At 33.0% G+C, this 22,767-nt stretch carries 21 protein-coding genes and 1 tRNA gene; 5 read left to right on the top strand and 17 right to left on the bottom strand.

Annotation, left to right across the window (positions count from 1 at the left end; all coding sequences use genetic code 11):
* Positions 1-19 precede the first annotated feature (19 nt).
* Together pyrF and CLAVI_RS03240 are read right to left on the bottom strand one after the other, a co-directional pair.
* Positions 20-796 (bottom strand): orotidine-5'-phosphate decarboxylase, encoded by a 777-nt coding sequence (pyrF, locus tag CLAVI_RS03245; RefSeq protein ID WP_194844166.1) that lies wholly within the window; start codon positions 794-796, stop codon positions 20-22.
* 218 nt (positions 797-1,014) lie between these two features.
* The gene (locus CLAVI_RS03240) at positions 1,015-2,109 is read right to left on the bottom strand and encodes a beta/alpha barrel domain-containing protein (protein WP_194844165.1); all 1,095 of its coding nucleotides are present in this window, start codon (positions 2,107-2,109) and stop codon (positions 1,015-1,017) included.
* 29 nt (positions 2,110-2,138) lie between these two features.
* On the opposite strand from CLAVI_RS03240, the gene CLAVI_RS03235 reads away from it, so the two are divergent.
* Positions 2,139-2,411 (top strand): hypothetical protein, encoded by a 273-nt coding sequence (locus tag CLAVI_RS03235; protein ID WP_194844164.1) that lies wholly within the window; start codon positions 2,139-2,141, stop codon positions 2,409-2,411.
* Positions 2,412-2,507: 96 nt separating this feature from the next.
* Here the strand turns inward: CLAVI_RS03235 and rho are convergent, their stop codons facing one another.
* The 7 genes from rho to CLAVI_RS03200 form a co-directional block, all read right to left on the bottom strand.
* On the bottom strand, positions 2,508-3,899 hold the full coding sequence (rho, locus tag CLAVI_RS03230; protein ID WP_194844343.1) for a transcription termination factor Rho: 1,392 nt from the start codon (positions 3,897-3,899) through the stop codon (positions 2,508-2,510).
* Between the two features lie 17 nt (positions 3,900-3,916).
* Positions 3,917-4,507 (bottom strand): dephospho-CoA kinase, encoded by a 591-nt coding sequence (coaE, locus tag CLAVI_RS03225; RefSeq protein WP_194844163.1) that lies wholly within the window; start codon positions 4,505-4,507, stop codon positions 3,917-3,919.
* Between the two features lie 11 nt (positions 4,508-4,518).
* Positions 4,519-7,131 (bottom strand): DNA polymerase I, encoded by a 2,613-nt coding sequence (polA, locus tag CLAVI_RS03220; protein ID WP_194844162.1) that lies wholly within the window; start codon positions 7,129-7,131, stop codon positions 4,519-4,521.
* Entirely contained in the window at positions 7,131-8,150 is a 1,020-nt protein-coding gene (locus CLAVI_RS03215; RefSeq protein ID WP_194844161.1) for a S49 family peptidase, read from the bottom strand. Before CLAVI_RS03215 ends, polA begins: the two co-directional genes overlap by 1 nt.
* Positions 8,151-8,251: 101 nt before the next feature.
* On the bottom strand, positions 8,252-9,910 hold the full coding sequence (locus CLAVI_RS03210) for an Npt1/Npt2 family nucleotide transporter (protein WP_194844160.1): 1,659 nt from the start codon (positions 9,908-9,910) through the stop codon (positions 8,252-8,254).
* A 202-nt stretch (positions 9,911-10,112) separates the two neighbouring features.
* On the bottom strand, positions 10,113-10,631 hold the full coding sequence (locus CLAVI_RS03205) for a CDP-alcohol phosphatidyltransferase family protein (RefSeq protein WP_194844159.1): 519 nt from the start codon (positions 10,629-10,631) through the stop codon (positions 10,113-10,115).
* A 175-nt stretch (positions 10,632-10,806) separates the two neighbouring features.
* A tRNA-Ser gene (locus CLAVI_RS03200) sits at positions 10,807-10,895 on the bottom strand.
* Positions 10,896-11,084: 189 nt separating this feature from the next.
* On the opposite strand from CLAVI_RS03200, the gene dnaB reads away from it, so the two are divergent.
* From dnaB to CLAVI_RS03180, 4 genes are all read left to right on the top strand, one after another.
* Positions 11,085-12,935: a replicative DNA helicase gene (gene dnaB / locus CLAVI_RS03195; RefSeq protein WP_194844158.1), complete on the top strand. Its 1,851-nt coding sequence runs from the start codon at positions 11,085-11,087 to the stop codon at positions 12,933-12,935.
* Between the two features lie 79 nt (positions 12,936-13,014).
* Entirely contained in the window at positions 13,015-13,104 is a 90-nt protein-coding gene (locus CLAVI_RS05640; protein ID WP_194844157.1) for an AURKAIP1/COX24 domain-containing protein, read from the top strand.
* Between the two features lie 29 nt (positions 13,105-13,133).
* Complete coding sequence (gene mnmG, locus CLAVI_RS03185; protein ID WP_194844156.1) at positions 13,134-14,966, top strand: tRNA uridine-5-carboxymethylaminomethyl(34) synthesis enzyme MnmG; 1,833 nt, start codon at positions 13,134-13,136, stop codon at positions 14,964-14,966.
* Complete coding sequence (locus CLAVI_RS03180; RefSeq protein ID WP_194844155.1) at positions 14,953-15,663, top strand: lipoate--protein ligase family protein; 711 nt, start codon at positions 14,953-14,955, stop codon at positions 15,661-15,663. Before mnmG ends, CLAVI_RS03180 begins: the two co-directional genes overlap by 14 nt.
* Positions 15,664-15,669: 6 nt before the next feature.
* On the opposite strand, the gene ndk is transcribed toward CLAVI_RS03180, so the two are convergent.
* From ndk to CLAVI_RS03140, 8 genes are all read right to left on the bottom strand, one after another.
* Entirely contained in the window at positions 15,670-16,083 is a 414-nt protein-coding gene (gene ndk / locus CLAVI_RS03175) for a nucleoside-diphosphate kinase (protein ID WP_228547640.1), read from the bottom strand.
* Between the two features lie 143 nt (positions 16,084-16,226).
* The gene (gene ruvA / locus CLAVI_RS03170; protein WP_194844153.1) at positions 16,227-16,805 is read right to left on the bottom strand and encodes a Holliday junction branch migration protein RuvA; all 579 of its coding nucleotides are present in this window, start codon (positions 16,803-16,805) and stop codon (positions 16,227-16,229) included.
* Positions 16,806-17,315: 510 nt separating this feature from the next.
* Entirely contained in the window at positions 17,316-17,855 is a 540-nt protein-coding gene (gene ruvC, locus CLAVI_RS03165; RefSeq protein ID WP_228547633.1) for a crossover junction endodeoxyribonuclease RuvC, read from the bottom strand.
* On the bottom strand, positions 17,849-18,505 hold the full coding sequence (locus CLAVI_RS03160; RefSeq protein ID WP_194844152.1) for a hypothetical protein: 657 nt from the start codon (positions 18,503-18,505) through the stop codon (positions 17,849-17,851). Before CLAVI_RS03160 ends, ruvC begins: the two co-directional genes overlap by 7 nt.
* 172 nt (positions 18,506-18,677) lie before the next feature.
* Complete coding sequence (locus tag CLAVI_RS03155; RefSeq protein ID WP_194844151.1) at positions 18,678-19,562, bottom strand: DNA cytosine methyltransferase; 885 nt, start codon at positions 19,560-19,562, stop codon at positions 18,678-18,680.
* A gap of 251 nt (positions 19,563-19,813) precedes the next feature.
* On the bottom strand, positions 19,814-21,013 hold the full coding sequence (locus tag CLAVI_RS03150) for a hypothetical protein (protein ID WP_194844150.1): 1,200 nt from the start codon (positions 21,011-21,013) through the stop codon (positions 19,814-19,816).
* 167 nt (positions 21,014-21,180) lie between these two features.
* Positions 21,181-21,321, bottom strand: coding sequence for a hypothetical protein (locus CLAVI_RS03145; protein ID WP_194844149.1), 141 nt, complete (start codon positions 21,319-21,321; stop codon positions 21,181-21,183).
* Between the two features lie 126 nt (positions 21,322-21,447).
* Positions 21,448-22,767: hypothetical protein (locus CLAVI_RS03140; protein ID WP_228547632.1), on the bottom strand; the 1,320-nt coding region annotated here is incomplete at its 5' end.

Genomic DNA, 22,767 nt, shown 5'->3' with positions numbered 1-22,767 from the left:
AAAACATTATTAAATAAAATTAATAATTTTTTAAAAGATCTTTATAAGCATTCCATCCTTCTTTTCGGTAATACATAACCTCTTTTAAAGGATCTGTAGCAGCATAAATACCCTTACCCACCAAAATAATATCTGTTTGTTTTTGTTTAATAGCCATTGATGGAGTTATATAAGATTGAAATTCTGCATCTCCTACAGTACAACGATGAATCCCTGGCGTAACATGAATAACACCTGGAAGAAAAGACAATCTCCGAGAGCAAATAAAACCGCATACAAAATTGGGATAAGCCTCTGCCCATCTAATAGCCTCTCTAATATAACTTTCATCTGATAAAACACCTGAGCTTGACATCTCTGCTATGACTAGCAACCCTCTTTCATGATCACCTACTGCTTTTTGTAAATTTTCTATTACCTTTGATCCAGGAAGAGCATGTGTATTAACTAGATCAGCCCACTCTACAATATGATATAGACCTTTTCCATATTGCAAAGTCACAACATCTCCCAACTCAGAAAATTTCCGATCTTCAAAGATCAAAAAACGATGTTTTTCAGCTAATTTTTGTAATTTTTGAGCAAATTCAGGAGTAAAGTCTTCTAAAATATCTATATGTGTTTTAACCAAAGCAATATGTGGACCTACTTCATCAAGTAAGTTGAGTAATGGTTGACACTGAACAATATCAGCTGAAAATCCAATATTTGTTTGTTTTTCAGCCATTAAACGAAAAAGTTTTTTTCCAACTAAATTAACTGTATGATCTACTCGCATCTCATAAGAAATATTCATGCCTTTTCCTACTATAAAGTCTTTTCGTTTTCATTATATTTTTTAGCATCTACCCTAAAATCAACTGCATAGATGTATTTCAAAAGAAAAGTCTCAGATAATTTTTAAGAAAATCACTTAATTATCATACCTAACGAGCTAGTGGTAACTTCAAATACAACAAAAATAGAGAGATCATTACAATAATTTTTTCTCTAAATAAAAAATTATTGTGATGATTAAACCACCTTTTTACTATGAAACCGAGCTGCTAATAATGGATCCCAAATCATTCCTGTTCCGGAAAGCGCTATATCTGCTCCAGAAATAAGAAATTCATTAAAATGATGAGCTTCTACTGCGCCTCCCGCAGCAAACAACATTATATCTAATTTTTCTTTGAAAATAGTATATGCTGCTACTCTTACAAAAGCCAATGCATCCTTTCTTAAGAGACTTCCACTAATGGGCATTTTCAAAAAATTTATATTTTGAGAAGAAGAAATTGTTTTGCTTTTCACCTTTTTTGTAAGAGTATTTATTCCACAAATACCTCTAACTTTAAAGCTTGCTATTGTCATGATGATCTCTTTCAATTCAAATGGATTAGGACAATATGGTAATTTTACTATTAATGGAATTTTTTGAAATTTTTTATGAATATGAAGCAATACTCTTTTAACCAACACTTTATTCCATATTTTGCTCGTGATTAGAGCTGGATGAGCAAAATTTAACTCTATAATATCTGCTCCACCTTCATATGCTATGCTACTAGTATAAGAAAAATCTTCAATTAACTCTTTTTCTGTGTTTCCCTCTCCTTCAACAGATGCCACTAAAACTTGCCCTTCATGCAAATAACTTTTAGCCTTCTGTAAGTCTTTTAATAAAAATTCTTTATCCTTACATGGAGATCCAAAAGCATGAGCAATAGTTAAATCATTAATAGATGAAGAAGATCTTCTTATCTCTTCCATAGAAGAAATTGCTGCTATCTTTTCTAAAGATGATGCAGGGTCTATATAATATATATTAGGAAGAGGATCTGCTAAATTACTTTTTTTATAAATAGGCCTATAAGTCAGTATGTCAAAACCAAAATCTGATGCAAATTTTACCCATTTACTATTAAGCAAAGGGCCTGCTGGGACACCTATTCTTGATGCAATGGGCAAGTCAAAGATAGTTGGCCATAATTCTTTTTTTATTGGCAATCGTGCTGGAGGTTTTATATTACAAAAAGGTCCTTGAGAAAAATTTTCTTCATAGCTAAGCGAACAATCATAAATAGGAGGAGTTTTTGGCCAACAAGATGGAAAAAACCTTTTCATAAAATCTCCGCTTATCTTATTTAAAGAATATGTCTGTTGTATTATTCGTTGGTGTACCAATAACTCATAAAAAATTTATTTTACAGCTTTCTCTTACAAATGAGTTTCAACTTATAGAAGAAAAATCTGCTACATTTATTGGATTTTATCTCCCATCTAATCCTTGTCCATATGAGATTGTGTTAGAAGAATCTAATCGCCTTCAAAAACTGATATGGAAACATTGTAAAGAGATAAAACTTTTAAATATTGTCCCTCAAGTCATTACACAAACTATGCCTTCCATGTTTTTCAGCAGTTAATTTTAAAAATAGTCATGGCAAAAAAAAGCCATTTATTCTTGAATATAAGAATAAATGGCTTGTTATCTAATTAAAGATCAACCATATGTAATTAATTTACTCCTTTAAAGAAAGCAAAAATTCAGCATTACTATTTGTTTTCTTCAATCGTCCAAGAAGTAAATGCATAGCATCTACCGCTGTTAAATCAGCTGTAGCCTGTCTAAATAGAAAGACTTTTTCTAATTCACCAGGATGATAAAGATATTCTTCTTTACGAGTACCACTTTTAATAACATCAATAGCAGGGTAAACACGTCGATCAGCTAAACGTCGATCTAAGACTAATTCCATATTACCTGTGCCCTTGAACTCTTCAAAAATGACCTCATCCATCCGAGATCCTGTATCAATTAAAGCTGTAGCTAAAATTGTTAAGGAACCACCATTTTCAATATTACGAGCTGCTCCAAAAAATCTCTTTGGCTTGTGTAAAGCACTTGCGTCTATACCACCAGTTAAAATCTTTCCTGAATGAGGTTGAACTGTATTATAAGCACGAGCTAGTCGTGTAATAGAATCTAACAAGATAACAGTATCATGCCCATATTCTACCAACCTTCTAGCTTTTTCAATAACCATTTCAGCGACCTGAATATGCCTTTCTGGCTGCTCATCAAAAGTAGAAGCTATAACTTCTCCTTTAACCTGCCTAATCATATCAGTTACTTCTTCAGGACGCTCATCAATGAGGAGCACTATCAAAACAGCTTCTGGATGATTTTGAGAAATTGCATGTGCAATACTTTGTAAAATAACAGTCTTTCCAGATCGAGGAGGAGCAACAATTAAGCCTCTTTGTCCTTTTCCAATAGGTGCTGTTAGATCTAATACTCGTTCAGCTATTCTATCTCTTGTTGTTTCCATAACAATACGTTCATTTGGATACAAAGGAGTTAGATTTTCAAAAAGTACTCTCTCACGCGCTTTTTCAGGCAAACAATTATTAATTTTATCTACTTTTAGCAAAGCAAAATATTTCTCTTTTTCTTTAGGGGAACGAATAGTTCCCATAACAGTATCACCTTTTTTAAGATCAAAACGACGAATCTGTGCTGGAGAAACATAAATATCTTCTGCTGAAGGCAAATAATTGTATGTTGGAGAACGTAAAAACCCAAATCCATCAGGCAATACTTCTAAAACACCCTCTCCTATCAAAAGCTCATCTTGTCTTTCGGACTTTGATTTAACTATCTCGAAGACCATTTGAGATTTTGTTAGTGATCCAATGTTCTTTATACCATAATAACGAGCCATTTGGTTGAGCTCTTCAATGCTCATCCGCTGAAGTTTAGATATTTTGGTAATAGTATGAACTACTGGTTGCTGCGACTCTTTTTCTTTAAAGCGTGCAGGATTAGTGGCTTTCAGTCCCTCTTCGGAAACAACGTTTTCCGGAGGAGTCAATATAGCAGGCTGTTTTGCCTGAGCTTTAGATGAGACCATAGAAGATTCTTCTTCGTTCATGGCGTCTCCTTTAAAAAATTAAAAATGTTTAGTACATGAGAACGTAAATTCGCCATGCTACCGTTATTATCAATGACTATATTTGCCAAATTACAAGCATCCTTGTCTGGCATAAAGCGTTGAGCACGTCGCTCAAATTCGCTAAGATCTTGTTGTCGATTTAAAACAAATCTTTTTTTTCTTTCTGTTTCTGTAGTAGAAACATATATACCCGTATCATACCAATCAGCATGCCCACTTGTGTAAAGAAATGGAATTTCAACAACAAATAAAATTTTTTTGTTTGAGCTTACTGCTTTTAGATACATTTCTTCTATTGCTTCATGAACTTTTGGATGAATAATCTTTTCTAACTCATCTAAAAGGCAATAATCCGAAAAAACCTTATTAGCAATAACCTTTCTATCCAATTTATCATCTTTTACAATTTCAGGACCCAATAATTCAATAATAGTTTTACCTAAATCAGTGTGGGGGGACAGAAGATAATGAACAATTTCATCAGAAAAGACAACAAAAGCGCCTAGCTCACGAAAAATTAAATTGACAGAAGTCTTTCCTGAAGCTAGACCGCCAGTAATAGACACCTTCTTCGACCTTAACATTCTGCCCAATTTTTGCCAACTGATGTATTAGTCTTAAGAGGTATCTTAAAAATTTTTACTGTTTCCATTATTTGCGTAACCTCTAAAATTAATTTATCTTTCTCTTGAAACGTTGTTTCAAAAATTAACTCATCATGTACTTGTAAGATCAATGAACTTTCAGGAAAACGTTCTTTCAATATTTTCTTAACATTAATCATCGCTGCTTTAATTAAATCAGCTGCAGTGCCCTGTAAAATGGTATTTACTGCCAATCGTTCTGCTAAAGCGCGTTCAAAAGATTTTGGAGAATCAAATCCTTTAATAACTCGCTTTCTTCCCCATAAAGTTGTTACAGAAGAAGTTTGTCTAGCTAGTTCAGTACATTCTTTAATAAATTCTTTAACACCTGGAAAACATTCAAAATAAATACGTATCATTTCTGCCGCTTCTGACACACTTATTCCAAGCTGTTGAGATAATCCATAAGCTTGTTGGCCATAAATAATACCAAAATTAATTGCTTTAGCTTTTTGCCTCATTTCTTTTGTTACTTGCTCAGCATCTACTTTAAAAGTTTTTGATGCTGTTTGAGTATGAATATCCTGATCATTTAAAAAAGAAGAAAGTAAAACTGCATCTTCACTAAAATGGGCTAACATTCTTAATTCAATTTGAGAATAATCCACAGAAATAAATATATTTTCAGATTTTCTGGGCTTAAAGGCTTGGCGAATGGCCTTACCTTCTTTAGAATAATGTGGAATATTTTGTAAATTAGGTTTTTGACAAGCTAACCTACCTGTAACAGTAACAGCTTGGGAAAATGAAGGATGAATACATCCTGTCTTTGGATTCATTTGTTTTGGCAAAGAATCGATATAGGAAGATCGCAATTTTTCTAATGACCGGAAAGACAAGATAACAGGAATGACTTCATGTAAAGATTGTAACTCTTCTAAAATAACCGCTCCAGTAGATCCTTTTTTATTATTTGGAAGCCCTAATTTATCAAACAAAATATGAGATAACTGCTTAGCGGATTTAATATTAAACTCTTCACCTACTAATTCATAAATTTTTAATTCGAGTTCTTTTAGAGAATTAGTGATTCTCTTTCCTATAATAGCAAGCTCATCCAAATCAAGAAAAATCCCTACTTTCTCCATATCAAATAAAATTGGAACTAAAGGTAATTCAAGCTCTTCTAGCAATGTCTGAAATCCAGATTCTCTAATCTGTTTATCTAATACAGGCTTTAATTGAAAAATAGCTTCTGCCTTAGAGCAACAATTAAGATATATATGATGCTCATCAAGCTTTTCATTCTTTTTTGGCTGATGTAGTGCAATACCTAAATGATGTAATGATAAATCTTCAAGGGACCTTTGTTTACTTGAAGCATCAATTAAATAAGCTGCCAACATGATATCATAAAATTGTTCTGGAAACTTTTCTTGACCAGCTTGCCGCCATTCATCTTTAGAATTATAAAAATATACAATCAATGAATAAGTTAATTTATAAAATAACTGCTCTGTTAAATCTGGATGGAGAGAAAGAATTTCAGAAGAAAAATAAAAAGTCTCCTTTCCTACAGATATAGCTACACTAAGATTTACTACATCTATATCAGAAAAAGCACAAGATACCTCTTTGAATTGACTTAACATCATTAATATATTTTGAAAAGATTCAATTGTTTCTATTTTAGAATAATGATCTGTGGTATTTACATGAGAAGTCCCCACACTATCAGAAGCGTTATTCACTAAAACTTCTTTAAGCAATGATATAAATCCATATTGACGATAAAATTTAGCCAAAGCTTCATGATCTAAAAATGGATTACACAAATATTTACTTAAAACGATCTCTCCAAGTATATCTTGATCAATTGTTGCTAATTTTTTACTCATAATCAGTAAATGTTTATTGTCCTTAAGCAGTTGCTTCTTCTTATCTCCTTTAACTTGATCTAAATTGTCTATTAAAAATTCTAATGAACCAAAAGTTCGTAACAATTCTGATGCTGTCTTTGGACCTATCCCAGGAACACCTGGAATATTATCAGAAACATCCCCTGTTAAGGATAAAAAATCTGTGATAGAAGATGGAGGAATACCATAAATTTTTTCAACTGCTGCTGTATCTAATATAAGATTATCTTTCCATGGATTTAAGACATAAACATGGTCTTCTACTAGTTGACACATATCTTTATCAGCACTACAGATATAAACATCACAACCTAATTTCTTACTCTTAGCTGTCATACTTCCTAGAACATCATCAGCCTCTACACCATCAGAAACAATCACTGGAATTCCAGCTAATTCACAAAATTCTTGAGCAACTTGAAATTGAAAAGGCAATTCTGGATATTCTTTTGTTCTATTTGCTTTATAATCAGCATAAATAGCTGTACGGCTTTTTTTATTATCTGGCCCATCAAACACTACTACTAAATGCTGTGGGGAAAAATCTTTAATTAACTTATTAACAGATCTAATAAATCCATACACACCTTGAACAGGATGTCCCTTTTGGTCAGTCATTTCAGGCAAAGCAAAATAAGCTCTAAACAAAAAACCTGTACCATCTAATAAAAAAATATTGTCAGACATTAGGAAATGTATCTATATGAACATGGAAACATATTCTTTTCTATATTTACTGAAGAACCTAAAAATTGCGTGAATAAATTAATAGAATTTTTTGAAGAGTATCTTTCTTTTAACATTTTTTTCCAAAGACCATTTTCAGCTAGACCTAAGACAATATAATTATCTTCAATCCCCTTTTCTTTGACCAATTTAGCTATAACATCCCGAGGACTCTCTACTACTTCATCTACAAATCCTGCTTCTTGAGCTTTATAAACATTTAATACTTTAGCTCCATAAACATTTTTTAAAAGATCGTTAGTTATTAATGGTCTATTTTTAACTACTATATCAACAAAAACATCATAGAAAAAATCTACCATTTCTTGTCGACTTGCAGTTTCATTTTCTGTCCATTCACGGAAAGGATTCATATCATCTTTATGATTCCCTGCCTTAATTGTAGTAGCATTTACTCCTATTCTCTCTAAAAGATCAGTAACATTAAAAAAAGGAGGCCAAGAGACCACTCCTATAGAACCAACTAAAGATGTTGTAGAACCAAAAATTTTATCTGCTCCGCAAGCAATGTAATAACCTCCTGAAGCACATACTCCATTAGCAAATACATATACAGGCACATTTAATCGTTGTTTCATATCACATATTAATTGATAAATTCTATGTGTTTCAGCTACATCTCCACCAGGACTATTGATATCAAGTAATACCCCTGAAATATTATTTTTTAAATCTATGTCATTTAATATATAACTAAAAATCAGTTCAAGACGATCTTCTTTAAGTAAACCATTACCAATAATACCCTCTAAAGACAAATGCAAAATAGAAGGTACTTTTTTAGAAGATTCTCTAATCAAACCTTGAGCATTTGGAAGAGATTTTAATTTAATATTAGGCTTTGACATCTCTGAAGAAGACACCGCGATCATCAACAAAAAAATCACCATAGTAATTCCTAAAGCTCCACCCAAAATAGCGCAGAAAGCAGTTAAAAATCCTTTTAACCATGTCTTCATTTAATATTCCCCAGAATAAATCCCATACTATGGGTTAAGAAAAAATATTTATACAGTCTATAAAAATAAAAAACATCTAAGAAAAAACATCTAAGAAAAAACTAAACTGTAAAAGTTACAGATGATGAATCTGTAGATTTGTCTTTAGGTTCGCCCACATTCAATGAATCTATTCCTTCATCATGTAAATTTTCTCCTGTTGTACCAGAAGTCTCAAGAAATACATCAAAACGTTTACCCAAAGCAAGTATAGCTAATAACCAAATACCTACAGCTACAAAAAAGATAACAGCAATTAGTGGTACCATTGATGCTAGACTTGAAAATATTAAGAAAAACACCTGTAAAAAAAGAGCTGCTGCTGATTTTCCACATCTAGAAAAAATGCCATCTATCAAGGCTTTACCTTGCATCTTGGCTTTTTCTGACAATGGAACAAACGCCATTTCTTTCGTAGCATCAAAAAAAGAATACTTTGCCACTCTTGTTAAAATATTCTGTACTCCACCAAAAAATACAACTAACGCTAATGGCGAAGCAATTACTCCACTTAATACCCCTGAAGCAAAATTCATATTTTTACAAAATAGCAAAGTGAAGAAAAAGCATACCCCAGTAAATAAACATACTATTGGTGTTACCAAAGCCCCAAATCTCCAACCCCATTTTCTAATGGTTTGGCCAGTAATCAAACAACAACACAATCCAGATAAAGCGCCTGTAATCGAAGATACATGCCCCATATACATATTAAAAGAGACAGGATCAGGATACAAAGTTCTTGCTTGATCTTTCCATAATACTTCAACTAAATGAATAACTAAATTATAGGACAATACAATGCCTGATAAGCATAAAAGATATTTAGAACGAAACATCGCTTTAATAATATCTTTTATCTTCATTTTTATTTTTGATTCATCTGCTCTTTTAGTGAAAAAACTTTTTGATTTAGAGTTAGATGCTTCTTGAAATGCTTTGGCTTTATCTTGAGGACCAGAAAAAAAGTTCATACTATAAATATGTCTATAGACAAAGACAATTACTATCCCTGCCATAGCCATTAAAAGTGTTAATCCTATAATCACTCCATGCCATGAACTTGTCGCAAAAGGAAAAAATAATTTCTCTCCCCTATACTGAGAAGCCCATACAGTTACCTGCCCAGCTACGACAGAAGATAAACTCAAAGACAAATGCAACATTGCATAAAAACGTGGAGCTTGAGAAAAAGTCGTAATACGATTAGCAAAGCCCCAAAACAACATGGATAAGATCGTGGAACTCCATAGCTCTGAAATAACATAAAACAGAGTAAAAGACCAAAATCGGACTAATGCAAGAAGACCAAACAATCCCTTCGGAAGACGAGCAGCTAACCAATCAGCAGTTTTATGTAAATTCAATGCCTCATTGTTTGGATATATCCAAAAAGCAAAGATAAGAAAGAAGGTAATAAAAAAACCTACCATTAAATAAAAGACTATTTCTTGCCTAAATTTACTGCTTAAAAAGCCATAAAACATAGTAATTAAAATAGCACCTGGAATCATCCCCCAGACTTTTAAAAATGGTAAAACTTCTGCGCCACTTCCTTTAGCTGTAACAATAAGAGCATCTTTCAAATTTCTTAAAATACTATAATTAAAACCAATAAAGAAGGCCAATAACAACATCGGCAAAAAGTTTTTTAACTCAAAAACATGAATAGGCCAGAATAAAGCCCTTAGAAAAGAAAATTCTTTCTTATTCGTAGTCACACTATCCTCACAAAAAAATTATAAGGAGAGAAGAACAAGGATAATGACATAGGATTGACTAATTTTTCCTCGATTAGAAGCTACACTGTAAGCAAAAAACTCATATAAATACAAGTATCACGATCATTCAAAAAAAGAAATGATTAATCATCTCTGTTAAAAAAAATTCGTTTGAATTATTTTTTTTAAAATAAGATTTTTTTTATTTTTGCTTTATACAAATTTGAGAAGATGAACAACGTGCCAATCGTTCTATGAAAGAACCCACGCCTAAAAGAAAGAAAAAAGAAAATATAAAAGATGGGAAAGAGCAGCCAATGATCATTAAAACAAGCGCTGTAAATTGTAAAAAAGTTGTTAACTTTCCAACCATCATAGCTCTACAATCGTAACCACGCCATGCTTTATTGAACAATAAATAACAACAAAATAAAAATAAAAAGAAATCTCGCGATAACAGGGCGAGCAAAGAGCATGCTGACAAGGCCCCTTCTTTGTATAAAACACCCCCAACAAATGCAATAAATAATTTATCCATTAGAGGGTCTAAAATTGCCCCTAATTTAGTAGGACTAAACACTCGTCGTGCTAAATATCCATCTAAAAAATCACTAATCATAGCACATGTAAGCGCTATTAGCCTTGCATATGCACTTTCTTTCAAAAAAATTAACGCAAAACCTGCGCGAGAAATTGAAAGAATATTGGAATAATTAAACATAAACCCCTTAAACAGGTAGGGAATATTACCCTTGTTACGAGCTTTTACCAACACCTATCTTAACAACAAAGCCACCATATCACAGAGAATTGATCAAAATCAATGATAAGGCCTCATCATAAAAAAATAACATGCAAGCTAAACTAGTAACAGAATATTTTTTATTCTATTGGCATGGAAAAAGAGGGATTCGAACCCTCGGTGCCCTTTAAGAGGCACGCGTCCTTAGCAGGGACGTGCTTTCGACCACTCAGCCATCTTTCCATAAAACTTAAGCGCCTAGGAAATGAAGAATATCCTAGGGAAACAATTCTTATACACCTCTTTTTGATTTTGTTTCTGCAAAAAAAAATTTTTTGTCATTTCTTTTGAGTTTTTTTAGCAATCAACCTTGCCGGATTTTGATGAATTACGTAAATTCAGATTCACCTTCCCATGCAGATTCGTAGTTTTATGAGCCTTACAGAAAAAACCTCTTCTACTTCTTCAATTCTAAAAAAAGGAAATCCTCCTTCATCTAAAGAATCTGAAATGATGGTCCTTGGATGCATGCTATCTGGTATAAATGCATTAAACACTGTTTCTGAACTTTTAGAAGAAGATGATTTTTATTACCTAGAACATAAATTAATTTTTAGAGTTTTAAAAACTGCTTATAAACAAGATAAACCTGCAGACATTCATTTAGTAGCTGAAGAACTTAAGCGACTAAATAAATTAGATGTAGTAGGCGGTATTTCCTACATAACTCTTTTAGCTCAATACGCTGGAACATCAGCATATGTTGAAGAATATGCTGATGTTGTAAAATCAAAAGCAGTATTACGCAACATGATTGGTGCTGCGCAAACAATTGAAAAATTATCTACTGAAAACACAGTTGAAGTTAAAGAAATTCTTGAAGAAGCCCAAAAATTATTTTTTCAAATTGGGCAAAATGCATCTCGCCAATCTGGATTAACCATTACAGAATTGTTACAAGGCCATGGTAATCATTTATCCAAAGCTTATCTCCATGACCTGCAAGCAAAACAAGAAGAATTCCGCATTCATGGTAAAAATCGTTCACGCATTACAGGAATTCCTACCTATTTCAATGATTTGGATCAATTAATCAATGGAATAAATAATTCTAATTTGATGATTTTAGCAGCTCGACCTGCTATGGGAAAAACTGCTTTAGCATTAAACATCGCTGAAAATATTTGTTTTAAACATAACGTTCCTGTTGGTATTTTCTCATTAGAAATGACAGCTGACCAGCTACTTCATCGAATAATTTGTTCTCAATCAGATGTTGAATCTAGAAAAATTAGTATTGGTGATCTTTCTGGATCAGATTTTCAAAGAATTGTACAAGCTGTGGGTGAGATGCAAAAGCATGTCATGATTATTGATGATCAACCTGGTTTACGAATATCTGACTTAAGAGCTCGTGCTCGACGCATGAAAGCTTCTCATGACATTCAATTTCTTGTGATCGACTACCTTCAATTACTTTCTGGTTCTGGATCAGCCAGAATGGCTGAAAACAGACAAAATGAAATTTCTGAAATTTCTCGACTTTTAAAAACACTTGCTCGCGAATTAGACATTCCTATTCTTTGCTTATCTCAGCTCTCAAGAAAAGTGGAAGATCGAGCTAATCATCGTCCTATGATGAGTGATTTAAGAGAAAGTGGATGCTTAACTAGAGATACTGCTATTCAAGTTGGTGTAGACGCATCTCATCATATTCCCATGGAAACATTAGCAGAAAATTTTTCAGGAAAACCTTCTTCTTCCTTTACTTTGACCTCAAATCTTTGCTTTAAACCTTCTTACATGACAAATATTTTTTATTCAGGAAAAAAAATAGTTTTTAAACTCACAACTGAAAATGGATTTGTTATTCGAGCTTCTGGAAATCATCCTTTCTTAACTCCTTTAGGTTGGCAAGCACTTGAAACACTCCAGCCTGGTCACTTTCTTGGGATAGGCCCTGCTAATCATTTTCCAATTTTACAATGGGATCAAGTAAAAAGCATTAAAGAACAAGGTATTGAAGATGTTTATGATGCAACTGTACCTGGCTCTCATAATTTTCTAGCAAATGGATTTGCTGTTCACAATAGCATTGAACAGGATTCTGATATTGTTATGTTTCTGCTTCGGCGAGAATATTATGACCCACATGATAAGCCTGGTATGGCTGAATTGATTGTGGCGAAAAATCGACATGGTGGCGTTGGTAATATATCTTTAACTTTTGAAAAAGAATTAGCTCGTTTTCGCAACTATACCCCTATGGCTATGGAATTTTAATTTTGTAACCTAAAACCTCTTTGCTTTTTTTCAACTTTTCTGTTAGGATTTTCATTCTTTAGCTCAATTCAGTTGAATCATGTCATCAGTAAAAAAGAAACGTCGCTATAAGATCGCAAAACATAAACGCAAAAAGCGTAGACGTCGTGATCGGCACAAAAATAAATAGTAATAGCTAGTTACCTGGCTTTTTGTCTTATGTGGCTTTATCCATTTGTCTATGATATCATTGTGATTGGAGCTGGCCATGCAGGCTGTGAGGCTGCTTGGGCAGGTTCCAAAACAGGTCTTCGAGTTCTTATGCTATCTTCTAATTTAGATAGCGTTGGAAAGATGAGCTGTAATCCTGCCATTGGTGGTGTTGGAAAAGGACAATTAGTTTGTGAGATTGGTGCTTTTGGTGGCATTATGCCTAAAGTAATTGATCAAACAGGTATTCAGTTTCGCATGTTGAATGCCTCTAAGGGCCCTGCTGTACATTCTCCTCGAGCACAAGCTGATAAATATGCTTATGCTCAAAAGATGAAGCGCTGTCTAGAAATGATCCCTAACTTAGATCTTTTGGAAGGTACTGTTGAATCCTTTACCACCAAAGAAAATAGTATTACTGGGGTTATTACTAAAGAGCACGTCCATTATAGAGCTAAAACTGTCATTATTTCTTCTGGCACATTTTTAAAAGGAATTGTTTACGTAGGAACTTCTGGTTCTTCTGGTGGAAGAGCTGGTGAACCTGCTTGTAAAGGCCTTTCTGGCTCATTAAAAGAGCATGGTTTTTCTTTAGGTCGATTTAGAACTGGCACTCCTCCTCGCATAGATAGAAAATCTGTTAATTTTTCCGGAATGGCAGAACAAAAAGGAGAAGAAGGCATTCAATTTTCTTCTTACTCTAAACCTATCAACCGCCTTCCTCAAGTATCCTGTTGGATTACTCGTACCACAAAAAAAACAAAAGATATCATTCTAAGCAATGCTCATCGTTCTTTAGATTGCAGCATTCAGTTATCAGGAAAACGCCCTCGTTATTGCCCTTCCATTGATGATAAAATGACTCGTTTTGCTGATAAGCCTGATCATCAAGTTTTTATAGAACCAGAAGGCTTGGATACAGATGAACTTTACCCAAATGGCCTTTCTACTACCCTCCCCATTGATGTTCAGTGGGAATTTATGAGATCTATCCAAGGTCTAGAAAATGTTAAAATCCTTCGTTCTGCATATTGCATTGAATATGACTATGTCATCAGTGGTCAACTACTTCCTTCTTTAGAAACAAAATCAATAGAAGGTTTATTCTTATGTGGCCAAATTAATGGAACAACAGGCTATGAAGAAGCGGCTGCTCAAGGATTAATAGCTGGAATTAATGCATCTAATAAAATTTTAAATAGACCTGCTTTTGTACCCTTAAGCCATGAAGCATATATAGGGGTAATGTTAGAAGATTTAACATCTAAAATTCAGGAAGAGCCTTATAGAATGTTTACTAGCCGTGCTGAACATCGTCTTACCTTACGTCAAGACAATGCAGCTATAAGACTAGCTCACTATGCCTATGACCTTGGGCTAATAGATAAAGAATTTTATCAGTCTATTGAATCTCAAAAACAAACCATACAAGAAGAACTACAACGTTTTAAAAAAACTTTTGTTGAAAATAATCAAAAACAAATAAGCTTAAGTCAGCTACTTTCCCATCATGATGAATCATACTCTTCCCTAATGAGTCGATTTCAACATAAGATGAAAGATCATGGAAAGAAAACAAATTCTTTAATTGAAACAGAAATTAAATACGCTGGTTACATTGATCGACAAAAAAAAGAAATGACCCGAGTTCGAAATGCTGAGAAGATTCTAATCCCTTGTAATGTAAACTTTTCTGCTATTGATGGCCTTTGCCAAGAAGCTAAAGAAAGTTTAATGCAATTTCAACCAGCATCTCTTGGACATGCTAGTCGTTTAGCTGGAATTACAGTATCAGACCTACAAGTGTTAATGATTTACCTTAAAAAACATGTCTCTTCCTAACTGTTTTCACCTACATCTTTCCTGCTCTGTAAAAGAACAATTAATAATAGAAGAATTACTATTACATAATAGTACAGATAATTGGTGTATCATCAACAGTGAATCTCCTGCAACCATTGTAATGGGTATTACAGGAATAGTTGACACCCTCCTTTTCAAGGAGCCCCTTAAAAAAGATCATATCCCTATTATTAGAAGATTTAGTGGTGGGGGGACAGTATTAATTGAACCTGACACTGTTTTAGTGTCATTCATTCAAAATACTGATGGTCCCATGATATTTCCAGAAACCTTAATGAAATTTACAAAAAATCTCTATGCCCCAATCTTTCCTATTGGTTTTGATATAAGAGAAAATGACTATATTATTGGAGAAAAAAAAATAGGAGGCAATGCACAATACATCCGTAGACATAGATGGCTACACCACACTTCCTTCTTATGGAGTTTCAATCAAGACAACCTAAATAGATATCTAAAAATTCCTCCTCAACAACCTGTTTATAGAAAAAATCGTCCTCATGCATCTTTTTTAACGTCATTAAATATCTGGTTTCCTAACAAAGATTTATTTATTCAAGAAATCATGAAAAGAATAAGAGAGCTATGGACAATAAGAACTATTGACCCTACTTCTATCCATGCATTATTTAAAAAAGATGCAAGACAACACACTGTATCAGAAATAATTCTATAGCTAAAGTTAAGCGATTTCCATTTTGCTAAAGAAAAATGCTATTTCACGAGCAGCACTTATATCTGAATCAGATCCATGCACAGCATTTTCCCCTAAAGAAGCAGAGAAATCAGCTCTAATAGTCCCTGCTGCTGCGTCTTTAGGATTAGTAGCACCCATAATATCTCTATTTTTTCTGACAGCATCTTCAGCTTCTAAAACCATGACCACAACAGGAGAAGAAATCATAAAGTCAACTAATTCTCCATAAAATGGTCTTGCTGCATGCTCTAAATAAAAATTTTGAGCTTCTTCTTGAGTCATTTGTATCATCTTCATAGCTTTAATACGAAGGCCTGCACTTTCTAATCGTGCAATAACTGCACCCACATTATCTGCTTTCATCACATTAGGCTTAATGATAGACAAAGTTTGTTGCATAGTCATTTCTATATCCTTAATTTTTTATTTATATCTTTTTGTTTTCTAAGTTAGAACTAACTAAAGAACACACAGTGAGAGTACGAAAAAAAATAAAAAACTAAAAGAAAAACAGATTTATCTATTTTTCTAAATTATTATTTTTAAGACTTATGTCTTAAAGCAGCACCTATTAACTCTGAAACATCACTAGTAGATGAAACAACTTCTAAAGTTTGCCTCATCATTTTTTCAGACTCTAACCGAGAATAACCTAATTTTACTAATGCTTGCACAGCATCAGACACATTATCAGCGTTAGTATTGGATGCATAAACCACAGGACGTGTTTTGCCCTTTAAATCTAATAATAATCGCTCTGCAGTCTTTTTACCTATTCCTGGAACAGATGATAAAGCACTAACATTCTTTCCAGCTAATATACTATCTAAATCACGCACAGAAAAAGTATTTAAAATAGCCAATCCAATCTTTGGACCAACTCCTGAAACAGTAATTAAACTTTCAAAATAATCTCTTTCCTCACGATGAGGAAAGCCATATAGAAACCATCCATTTTCTTTAACACTTACTGCAATGAATAATGATTTTTTTTCAACTATTCCATGTAAAGATAAAGCTGTTCTTTCTGTAACAGCAACACGATACCCTATGCCATTATTTTCAATAACTACCATGCCTTTTTCAATAGCACAGATTTTTCCTATAATAAAATCGTACATTATCCCTCTTTATAAACAATTATAATCTATTCTACCTGTGTCTATTCATAAATATAAAGTTAACACTATAGTAGCTATAATATTTATTAATTCTTTTAAATCATCTTTTATTACAGAAAGATTTTTTTATATTATGAAATTGATTCTTTATCTGCAGCTATAAATGCTCTCTTATACTGTAAGCGTTAGAAGACCTTTTAACGCCTCTCTTTCTAATCAAAGTTTCAATTCATTACCCCATAACACTAGATACATATAAAGCTGTCGACGTTATAATCATTTCTTTAGCATTTTCAGACACTGTACCTCCCTGAATTACTAAGGAAGTCATAAGTATAGCAGATCCTAATCCTAATAAAAAATTAAGAAATATTGAACACAGTTTTCCACAATTTGAAATATTATTAAGAATATTTCTTTATATCTCTACACAAGTTGTGGCAGATGCCGTCCTGCATAACAACACAAATACTGATTAGAGATCCTAAGCCCTTAGAAAATCCATTTTTATCACAAGCAATGATAATCTGTTTTACCTGCAGTCCATGAATAGGCATAACATAAAGCTAATGCAAGAGCATCTGTAATATCTTCAGGCCCCTCTGGGGCCTGTGATAACCCTAACAAACGAGTTACCATCATCTTGACCTGTTGCTTATCAGCTTTTCCACTTCCAGTCACAGCTGCCTTAGCCCGACTTGGAGTATATTCAAAAATGGGAATATTTTTTAAAGAAGCCGCTAGAACAGCCACTCCTCGAGCCATACCTAACTTGATCGCAGTTTGTGGATTTTTATCTACAAACTGCGTTTCAATAGAAAGGGCCTGTGGAGAATAGGTCTCTATTAGCTTTTCCAAATCTTGAAAAATAATCCGATACCGCTCACTGAGACTTAAAGACGCCTTAGGACGAATAATTCCATAAGTTATGGGAAGAAAAACACGTTTTTTACTAGCTTTAACAATCCCATACCCAGTAATCACTGTACCTGGATCAATACCCAGCACTACAATCTCTTCATTACTACAAATTACCTGCTCTACTAACAAGATATATTTTCCACTTTTGCATTGATTCCAGCATCTCTCATCTCTTCTTCACCTAATTGAATTAACAATCTTTTTATCTTAGAAAGAGAAGACTCTTCTATTTTTTTATCTTCTGTAGAAGACAAATCATTCTCTCCTAATGCTAGCTCCATTTCTCTTAAAGTATTTCTAAGCTTAATAATCAGATTCTTTTGCTTACCTGCAACATCTCTTAATATCGCAGCTTCCCGAATCTTCTTTACTAAATGACTATGAGCAGTATCTGTAACTAGTAGATCATGATCTTCAGTCGTATCCCATGAAGCATCTAAAAGATGTTCTTCTTTATGATCTATCAATGAAGACGACTCTAAAGTACTATCTTCCATAGATATCTGAATAGGACTTTTTAAAGATTTACGAAATACTTGATTAGCAGCTAAATAAGCATTTTCTTCTTTATATTGAATATTTTCTTTACGCAAGAGAGCTAAACCTTTTTTTAGATCTAGAATTTCAGCTAACGCTGTTGTTAATAAATTCTCTTTTTCTTCAATTAAACGAATGTAATTTACTAAATCCCCTACTGAATGATTAATATATGTTTCAATTTTTTCTATTTCTATAAATGTTTCATGAGGCAGTATCTTTAGGCCACTATCTTTATCCATGTTTTGCATCACATCCTCCAAGCCATTTGCACAAAAATTTTCTGTACTTCTACAATACTAGTTACTGGATTCTTTTATAAAATACGATGATATTTTATAGGTCATTACCATACTTAGCCTAAGGCTAAGTATGTAACAAAACTTTCTTATTTCTAATTTTCTAAACGAATTTCTAGGAATCTTTGATAATGCCCATACTTTCTAACATAGCTTTTGCAACTAACTTAACTGTATTAATAGCGACACTATTCCCTAATTGTTTAAAAGCTTGACACTCAGAAACAGGAAACTTAAATGTTTTAGGAAAACCCATTAATCTTCTTGCCTGAGACAGTGTAAGCCTATGCTCTTTTCCATTAAGATCATAAGCATCCCAATTTCTACTATCATTAATACCAGAACCCCTTCCTCCTACACGAACTGTATAACCAATCTTTCTAGGACACTTACCTCTTAAAAGCTGTGACATAGTAAAAAGTAATGGGACTGGTTCTGGAAAAGAAAAAGGCTTTTTCAATTTTAAACTCTTTTTAAAACAAGGGATATATAACCTTGGTCTAAAAGTTGGCAATCCATAATGACAAGCCTTTAATACTTGAAAATGACAATCATAATTATGCTTATCTAATATCTCCTTCATATAACCAAAGGTACGTCCATTATCATGGCTTAACAGATGACTAACATTCTCAAGAAGCAAAGCTTTAGGAGAAGCTTTCTTTATAATATTAATAATATGAAAAAACATTAAGCCTCTTTCTTCCTCAAAGCCCTTTTTTAGACCAATACTACTAAATGGCTGACATGGAAATCCTGCACACAAAATATCTACATTCTTTGGAATTTTTACTATTTCTGCCTCATCTGTAACATCATTTAAAAACAGACCTTTAGAAAAAAGATCTGGGCATAGAGGCGAAAAATTAACTTCGTAAGTAACTCTTGCTTGCTTATTTATCTCTACAGCACAAACACATTTCCCCCTAAATGAATGCATAGCAATATGAAAACCCCCAATGCCTGCAAATAAATCTATAAAAGTAAAAGGAGCATTCATTAATAAAGATCCATATTTTTGATTAATTCTGACTTAACATCATAATGATATAAGCTTAGACAGACCTCAAGAATTTTATCTATATAATTAAAAAATAATACCAATTTAATAAAAAAATATATTTATACTCATTCATCAATATTATTTTATTAAATGGATAAAAGCATGAAAAAGTATCTGCTTCTGAAAAAAGCAATATGAATAAATAAGAAAGATTACATGAAATAGTAATCCTTCCTATCTTATAAGATTTAACAACTAGAAGTACTTTTAAAAGGATCTTTTAAAGGATTCATAACCAGAATTTCTGAATTAATTGATGTCGTTTCTGACTCTACACCTTCTTCTGTAGAACTAGTAATACAATTTCTTAATAATCGAGTAGATGCACTAGCTATATAAAGAACTGTTGATGCTGTAACTACCTCTTTACCAACTGGACTACATGGATTTGCTAAAGAAAGCGCAAACACACTAGAACCTAATCCAGAAGCACTTATTAATAATCCTTCTTGTAAAGATAAAGCTGCTAACCTCACACCTTTTTTAGAAGTCTTTAAAGCTGTGGCTCTATATTGCTTATAGATTGTTCCAAGCGTTGTGAGTATGACTGCTATACTTCCAACACCAAAAGCTATCATCATGCCATTACATGTATTACAATCATAAGAAACTATTGGGTTTGTGCATGTAGTATTAATAAAAAATTTTTCAAATTTTTTCTCAATGTCAGTATTATTATCCCAACAATCTATATCTTTATCTCTAAGCTGTACTTCTTCTGGTGTAACGAAGCCTGTTGGATGGCTATGATCACCCTGACAGATCCTGCTATTCTGCAGAACATCTTTATCTTTTCCAAGCGCTGAAGAACCTACAGTAAAATCCAAATCATACATACAACTTATATTTTTAGAAACTGTCCATACACCTTGTTTCCAGGACATAAATACAGGAGCATCCTTATTAAGCAAACCAGTATATCCACAGATAGGTAATAACGTTTGAGGAAAAGATTTTTTATAATCATATGTTCTTAAACAATTTATTGTCTCATTAGCATTTAGATCCATCTCTTCTCCTGTACATACTCCAAAATTGCTTATGTTCCATGAAATAAAGGTTTTTTGATTTTGTGAAAGTAAATGATCTTGTTTCTTAAAGCATAATACGATGTTTTCATAACCTAAAGGAAGAGTAGTAATAACTTCCAACATATCTTTACCTGCGCAAACAGATGCTGTAACTAAACCTAATACTCCCATAGAAACTGCTAAACCTAATGAAGAATCAAGAAAAGCTGTACATGCTTTTGCACATGTTCTTACATTATTAGATACATTAGCCTTAACCTCTGACCAACTAACTGGACACCTTCTTCCTGTATGTCCCAAAAAATTATTATTAAAACGCTCTATCCCTGAAGAAAATCCATTTCCTATTCCTGACATATTACCTCTTTATTACAAAATTAATTTTTTTTTATAAAATCTATATTAAAAAATTAAACATGTCATGGACATTTTTTTTAACTATAAATACATTTTTTTAATAAAAATAAGAATTTGATAAATGATAGGAACGACTATAAGAATTACTTGTAGAGGGCTCTTTTGGATTATTCAAAACTATAATTACTTAATAATCTAAAAGCAGCACTAGTCCAATAAAGAACTACTGATAGCATCACCTCTTGCTTACTACTATTATCTATAGGATCATAAGGAGGTAATAAAATATATATAAGCGCCTCTATCATAGCTCTATAAATATATTTTTGTTACTAAGAAACAAATTGATTAAATAAAAAAATTAGAAAAGAAAAAGATTTGATTAACAACAAAAAGGATTACATGAAATAGTAATCCTTCCTGTCTTATAAGATTTAACAAGCAGTAGTTTTCATAAAAGAAACTTGAAGACTCTCCATGTCCACTGATACTGAACTAATTAGTCCTTCTTCTTCATGCTCACCATCAGTTACAGGATCAGCAGCGTCTTCCTCTGAATCTATACTATCGTAAAACGTTGAACCTGCTGTTTTTGGACTAGTAATACAATGGCTTAACAAGCTAGAAGCAGCACTCGACCAATAAAGAGCTGTTGAAGTCATCATTACCTTCTTAGTTCCTGCATCTATAGGACCACAAGGTGATATTAAAGAAGCTGCTAAAACACCGGTACCTAATCCAGAAGCTGCTAACAGTATACCATCTGAGAAAGTACACGCTGGTAATTTTCTTGCGCTTTTACATCCTTTTTGTAAACTTTTTGCCATATATTTATTATAGACGATTTTTCCCACTGTAGCTGTTAATACCAAAGCACTTCCTATACCAAAGGCGAGTGTCATACTTTGACACCTATCAGCAGCCTCTCTAGGGGACCAACAATATACAGGTATATGACTCATTGTATGATTATCAAAATGATTCATTGTATAATTTTCGAAATTATCTATATCATCAGAATCCCAAGTTGTCACATCATCAGAATCATCTCCAAAACTTGTTATACCATCAGAATCATCTAGATGACTTGTTGTATCATTCTCAAAATGGCTTATTGTATAATCAGGAATACACTGTGTATGATTTAAAAATCTAGAAGTCTGATTCTCATGACCATGTCTGTGTGCATTAGCAAATATTGTCGTATTAGATGTGCATATTGCATGTTGTGCACTAACCCATACTCCTTCTGTAAATTTTATAAATACATCCTCAACTAGACTAGAATTACAAACTGGCAATGAAACTCCATGGACAACGTGATGATGAGACCTATCTACAACAGAACAAAACATTGTATGATTACCTGTTACCCTATCATTACAAACGTCAAAGCCAGTTGCAGTCCATGAATCAGAAGATTCTTCTTGCGTATGATTTTGACCACCATAATTATAACATAATGACATTGATTGATTGTCTTGTACTGTAGCTACAATAAACCCAGTTAGATCTTCTTGTAGACATACAGAAGCTGCTGCTAAACCAAAAACTCCCATGGAACATGCCATACCTAATGAAGAATCCAGAAAAGCTGTACATGCTTTTGCACATGTGCTTATATTTCTTGATATATTAGATTTAAGCTCTGACCAACTAGTAGGACACTGCCTTCCTGTATGCACAAAAACATTATTATTCAAAGATTGTATCCCTGAAGACAACCCATTACTTATTACAGACATAATTATCTC

The sequence above is a fragment of the Candidatus Clavichlamydia salmonicola genome, from assembly GCF_015356765.1.
GTDB classification, from domain to species: Bacteria; Chlamydiota; Chlamydiia; order Chlamydiales; family Chlamydiaceae; genus Clavichlamydia; species Clavichlamydia salmonicola.
This window is presented reverse-complemented; position numbering and strand designations above follow the sequence as displayed.

Bases quoted from the DNA above. Each gene is read 5' to 3' on its own strand.
- CLAVI_RS03180 (WP_194844155.1), top strand. From the start codon at position 14,953: ATGTCTCTTCCTAACTGTTTTCACCTACATCTTTCCTGCTCTGTAAAA.
- mnmG (WP_194844156.1), top strand. From the start codon at position 13,134: ATGTGGCTTTATCCATTTGTCTATGATATCATTGTGATTGGAGCTGGC.
- CLAVI_RS03240 (WP_194844165.1), bottom strand. From the start codon at position 2,109: ATGAAAAGGTTTTTTCCATCTTGTTGGCCAAAAACTCCTCCTATTTAT.
- CLAVI_RS03205 (WP_194844159.1), bottom strand. From the start codon at position 10,631: ATGTTTAATTATTCCAATATTCTTTCAATTTCTCGCGCAGGTTTTGCG.
- polA (WP_194844162.1), bottom strand. From the start codon at position 7,131: ATGTCTGACAATATTTTTTTATTAGATGGTACAGGTTTTTTGTTTAGA.
- pyrF (WP_194844166.1), bottom strand. From the start codon at position 796: ATGAATATTTCTTATGAGATGCGAGTAGATCATACAGTTAATTTAGTT.
- CLAVI_RS03150 (WP_194844150.1), bottom strand. From the start codon at position 21,013: ATGTCAGGAATAGGAAATGGATTTTCTTCAGGGATAGAGCGTTTTAAT.
- CLAVI_RS05640 (WP_194844157.1), top strand. From the start codon at position 13,015: ATGTCATCAGTAAAAAAGAAACGTCGCTATAAGATCGCAAAACATAAA.
- ruvA (WP_194844153.1), bottom strand. From the start codon at position 16,805: ATGTACGATTTTATTATAGGAAAAATCTGTGCTATTGAAAAAGGCATG.
- CLAVI_RS03160 (WP_194844152.1), bottom strand. From the start codon at position 18,505: ATGGATAAAGATAGTGGCCTAAAGATACTGCCTCATGAAACATTTATA.
- CLAVI_RS03215 (WP_194844161.1), bottom strand. From the start codon at position 8,150: ATGAAGACATGGTTAAAAGGATTTTTAACTGCTTTCTGCGCTATTTTG.
- rho (WP_194844343.1), bottom strand. From the start codon at position 3,899: ATGGTCTCATCTAAAGCTCAGGCAAAACAGCCTGCTATATTGACTCCT.
- dnaB (WP_194844158.1), top strand. From the start codon at position 11,085: ATGAGCCTTACAGAAAAAACCTCTTCTACTTCTTCAATTCTAAAAAAA.
- CLAVI_RS03145 (WP_194844149.1), bottom strand. From the start codon at position 21,321: ATGATAGAGGCGCTTATATATATTTTATTACCTCCTTATGATCCTATA.
- CLAVI_RS03235 (WP_194844164.1), top strand. From the start codon at position 2,139: ATGTCTGTTGTATTATTCGTTGGTGTACCAATAACTCATAAAAAATTT.
- ndk (WP_228547640.1), bottom strand. From the start codon at position 16,083: ATGCAACAAACTTTGTCTATCATTAAGCCTAATGTGATGAAAGCAGAT.
- CLAVI_RS03155 (WP_194844151.1), bottom strand. From the start codon at position 19,562: ATGAATGCTCCTTTTACTTTTATAGATTTATTTGCAGGCATTGGGGGT.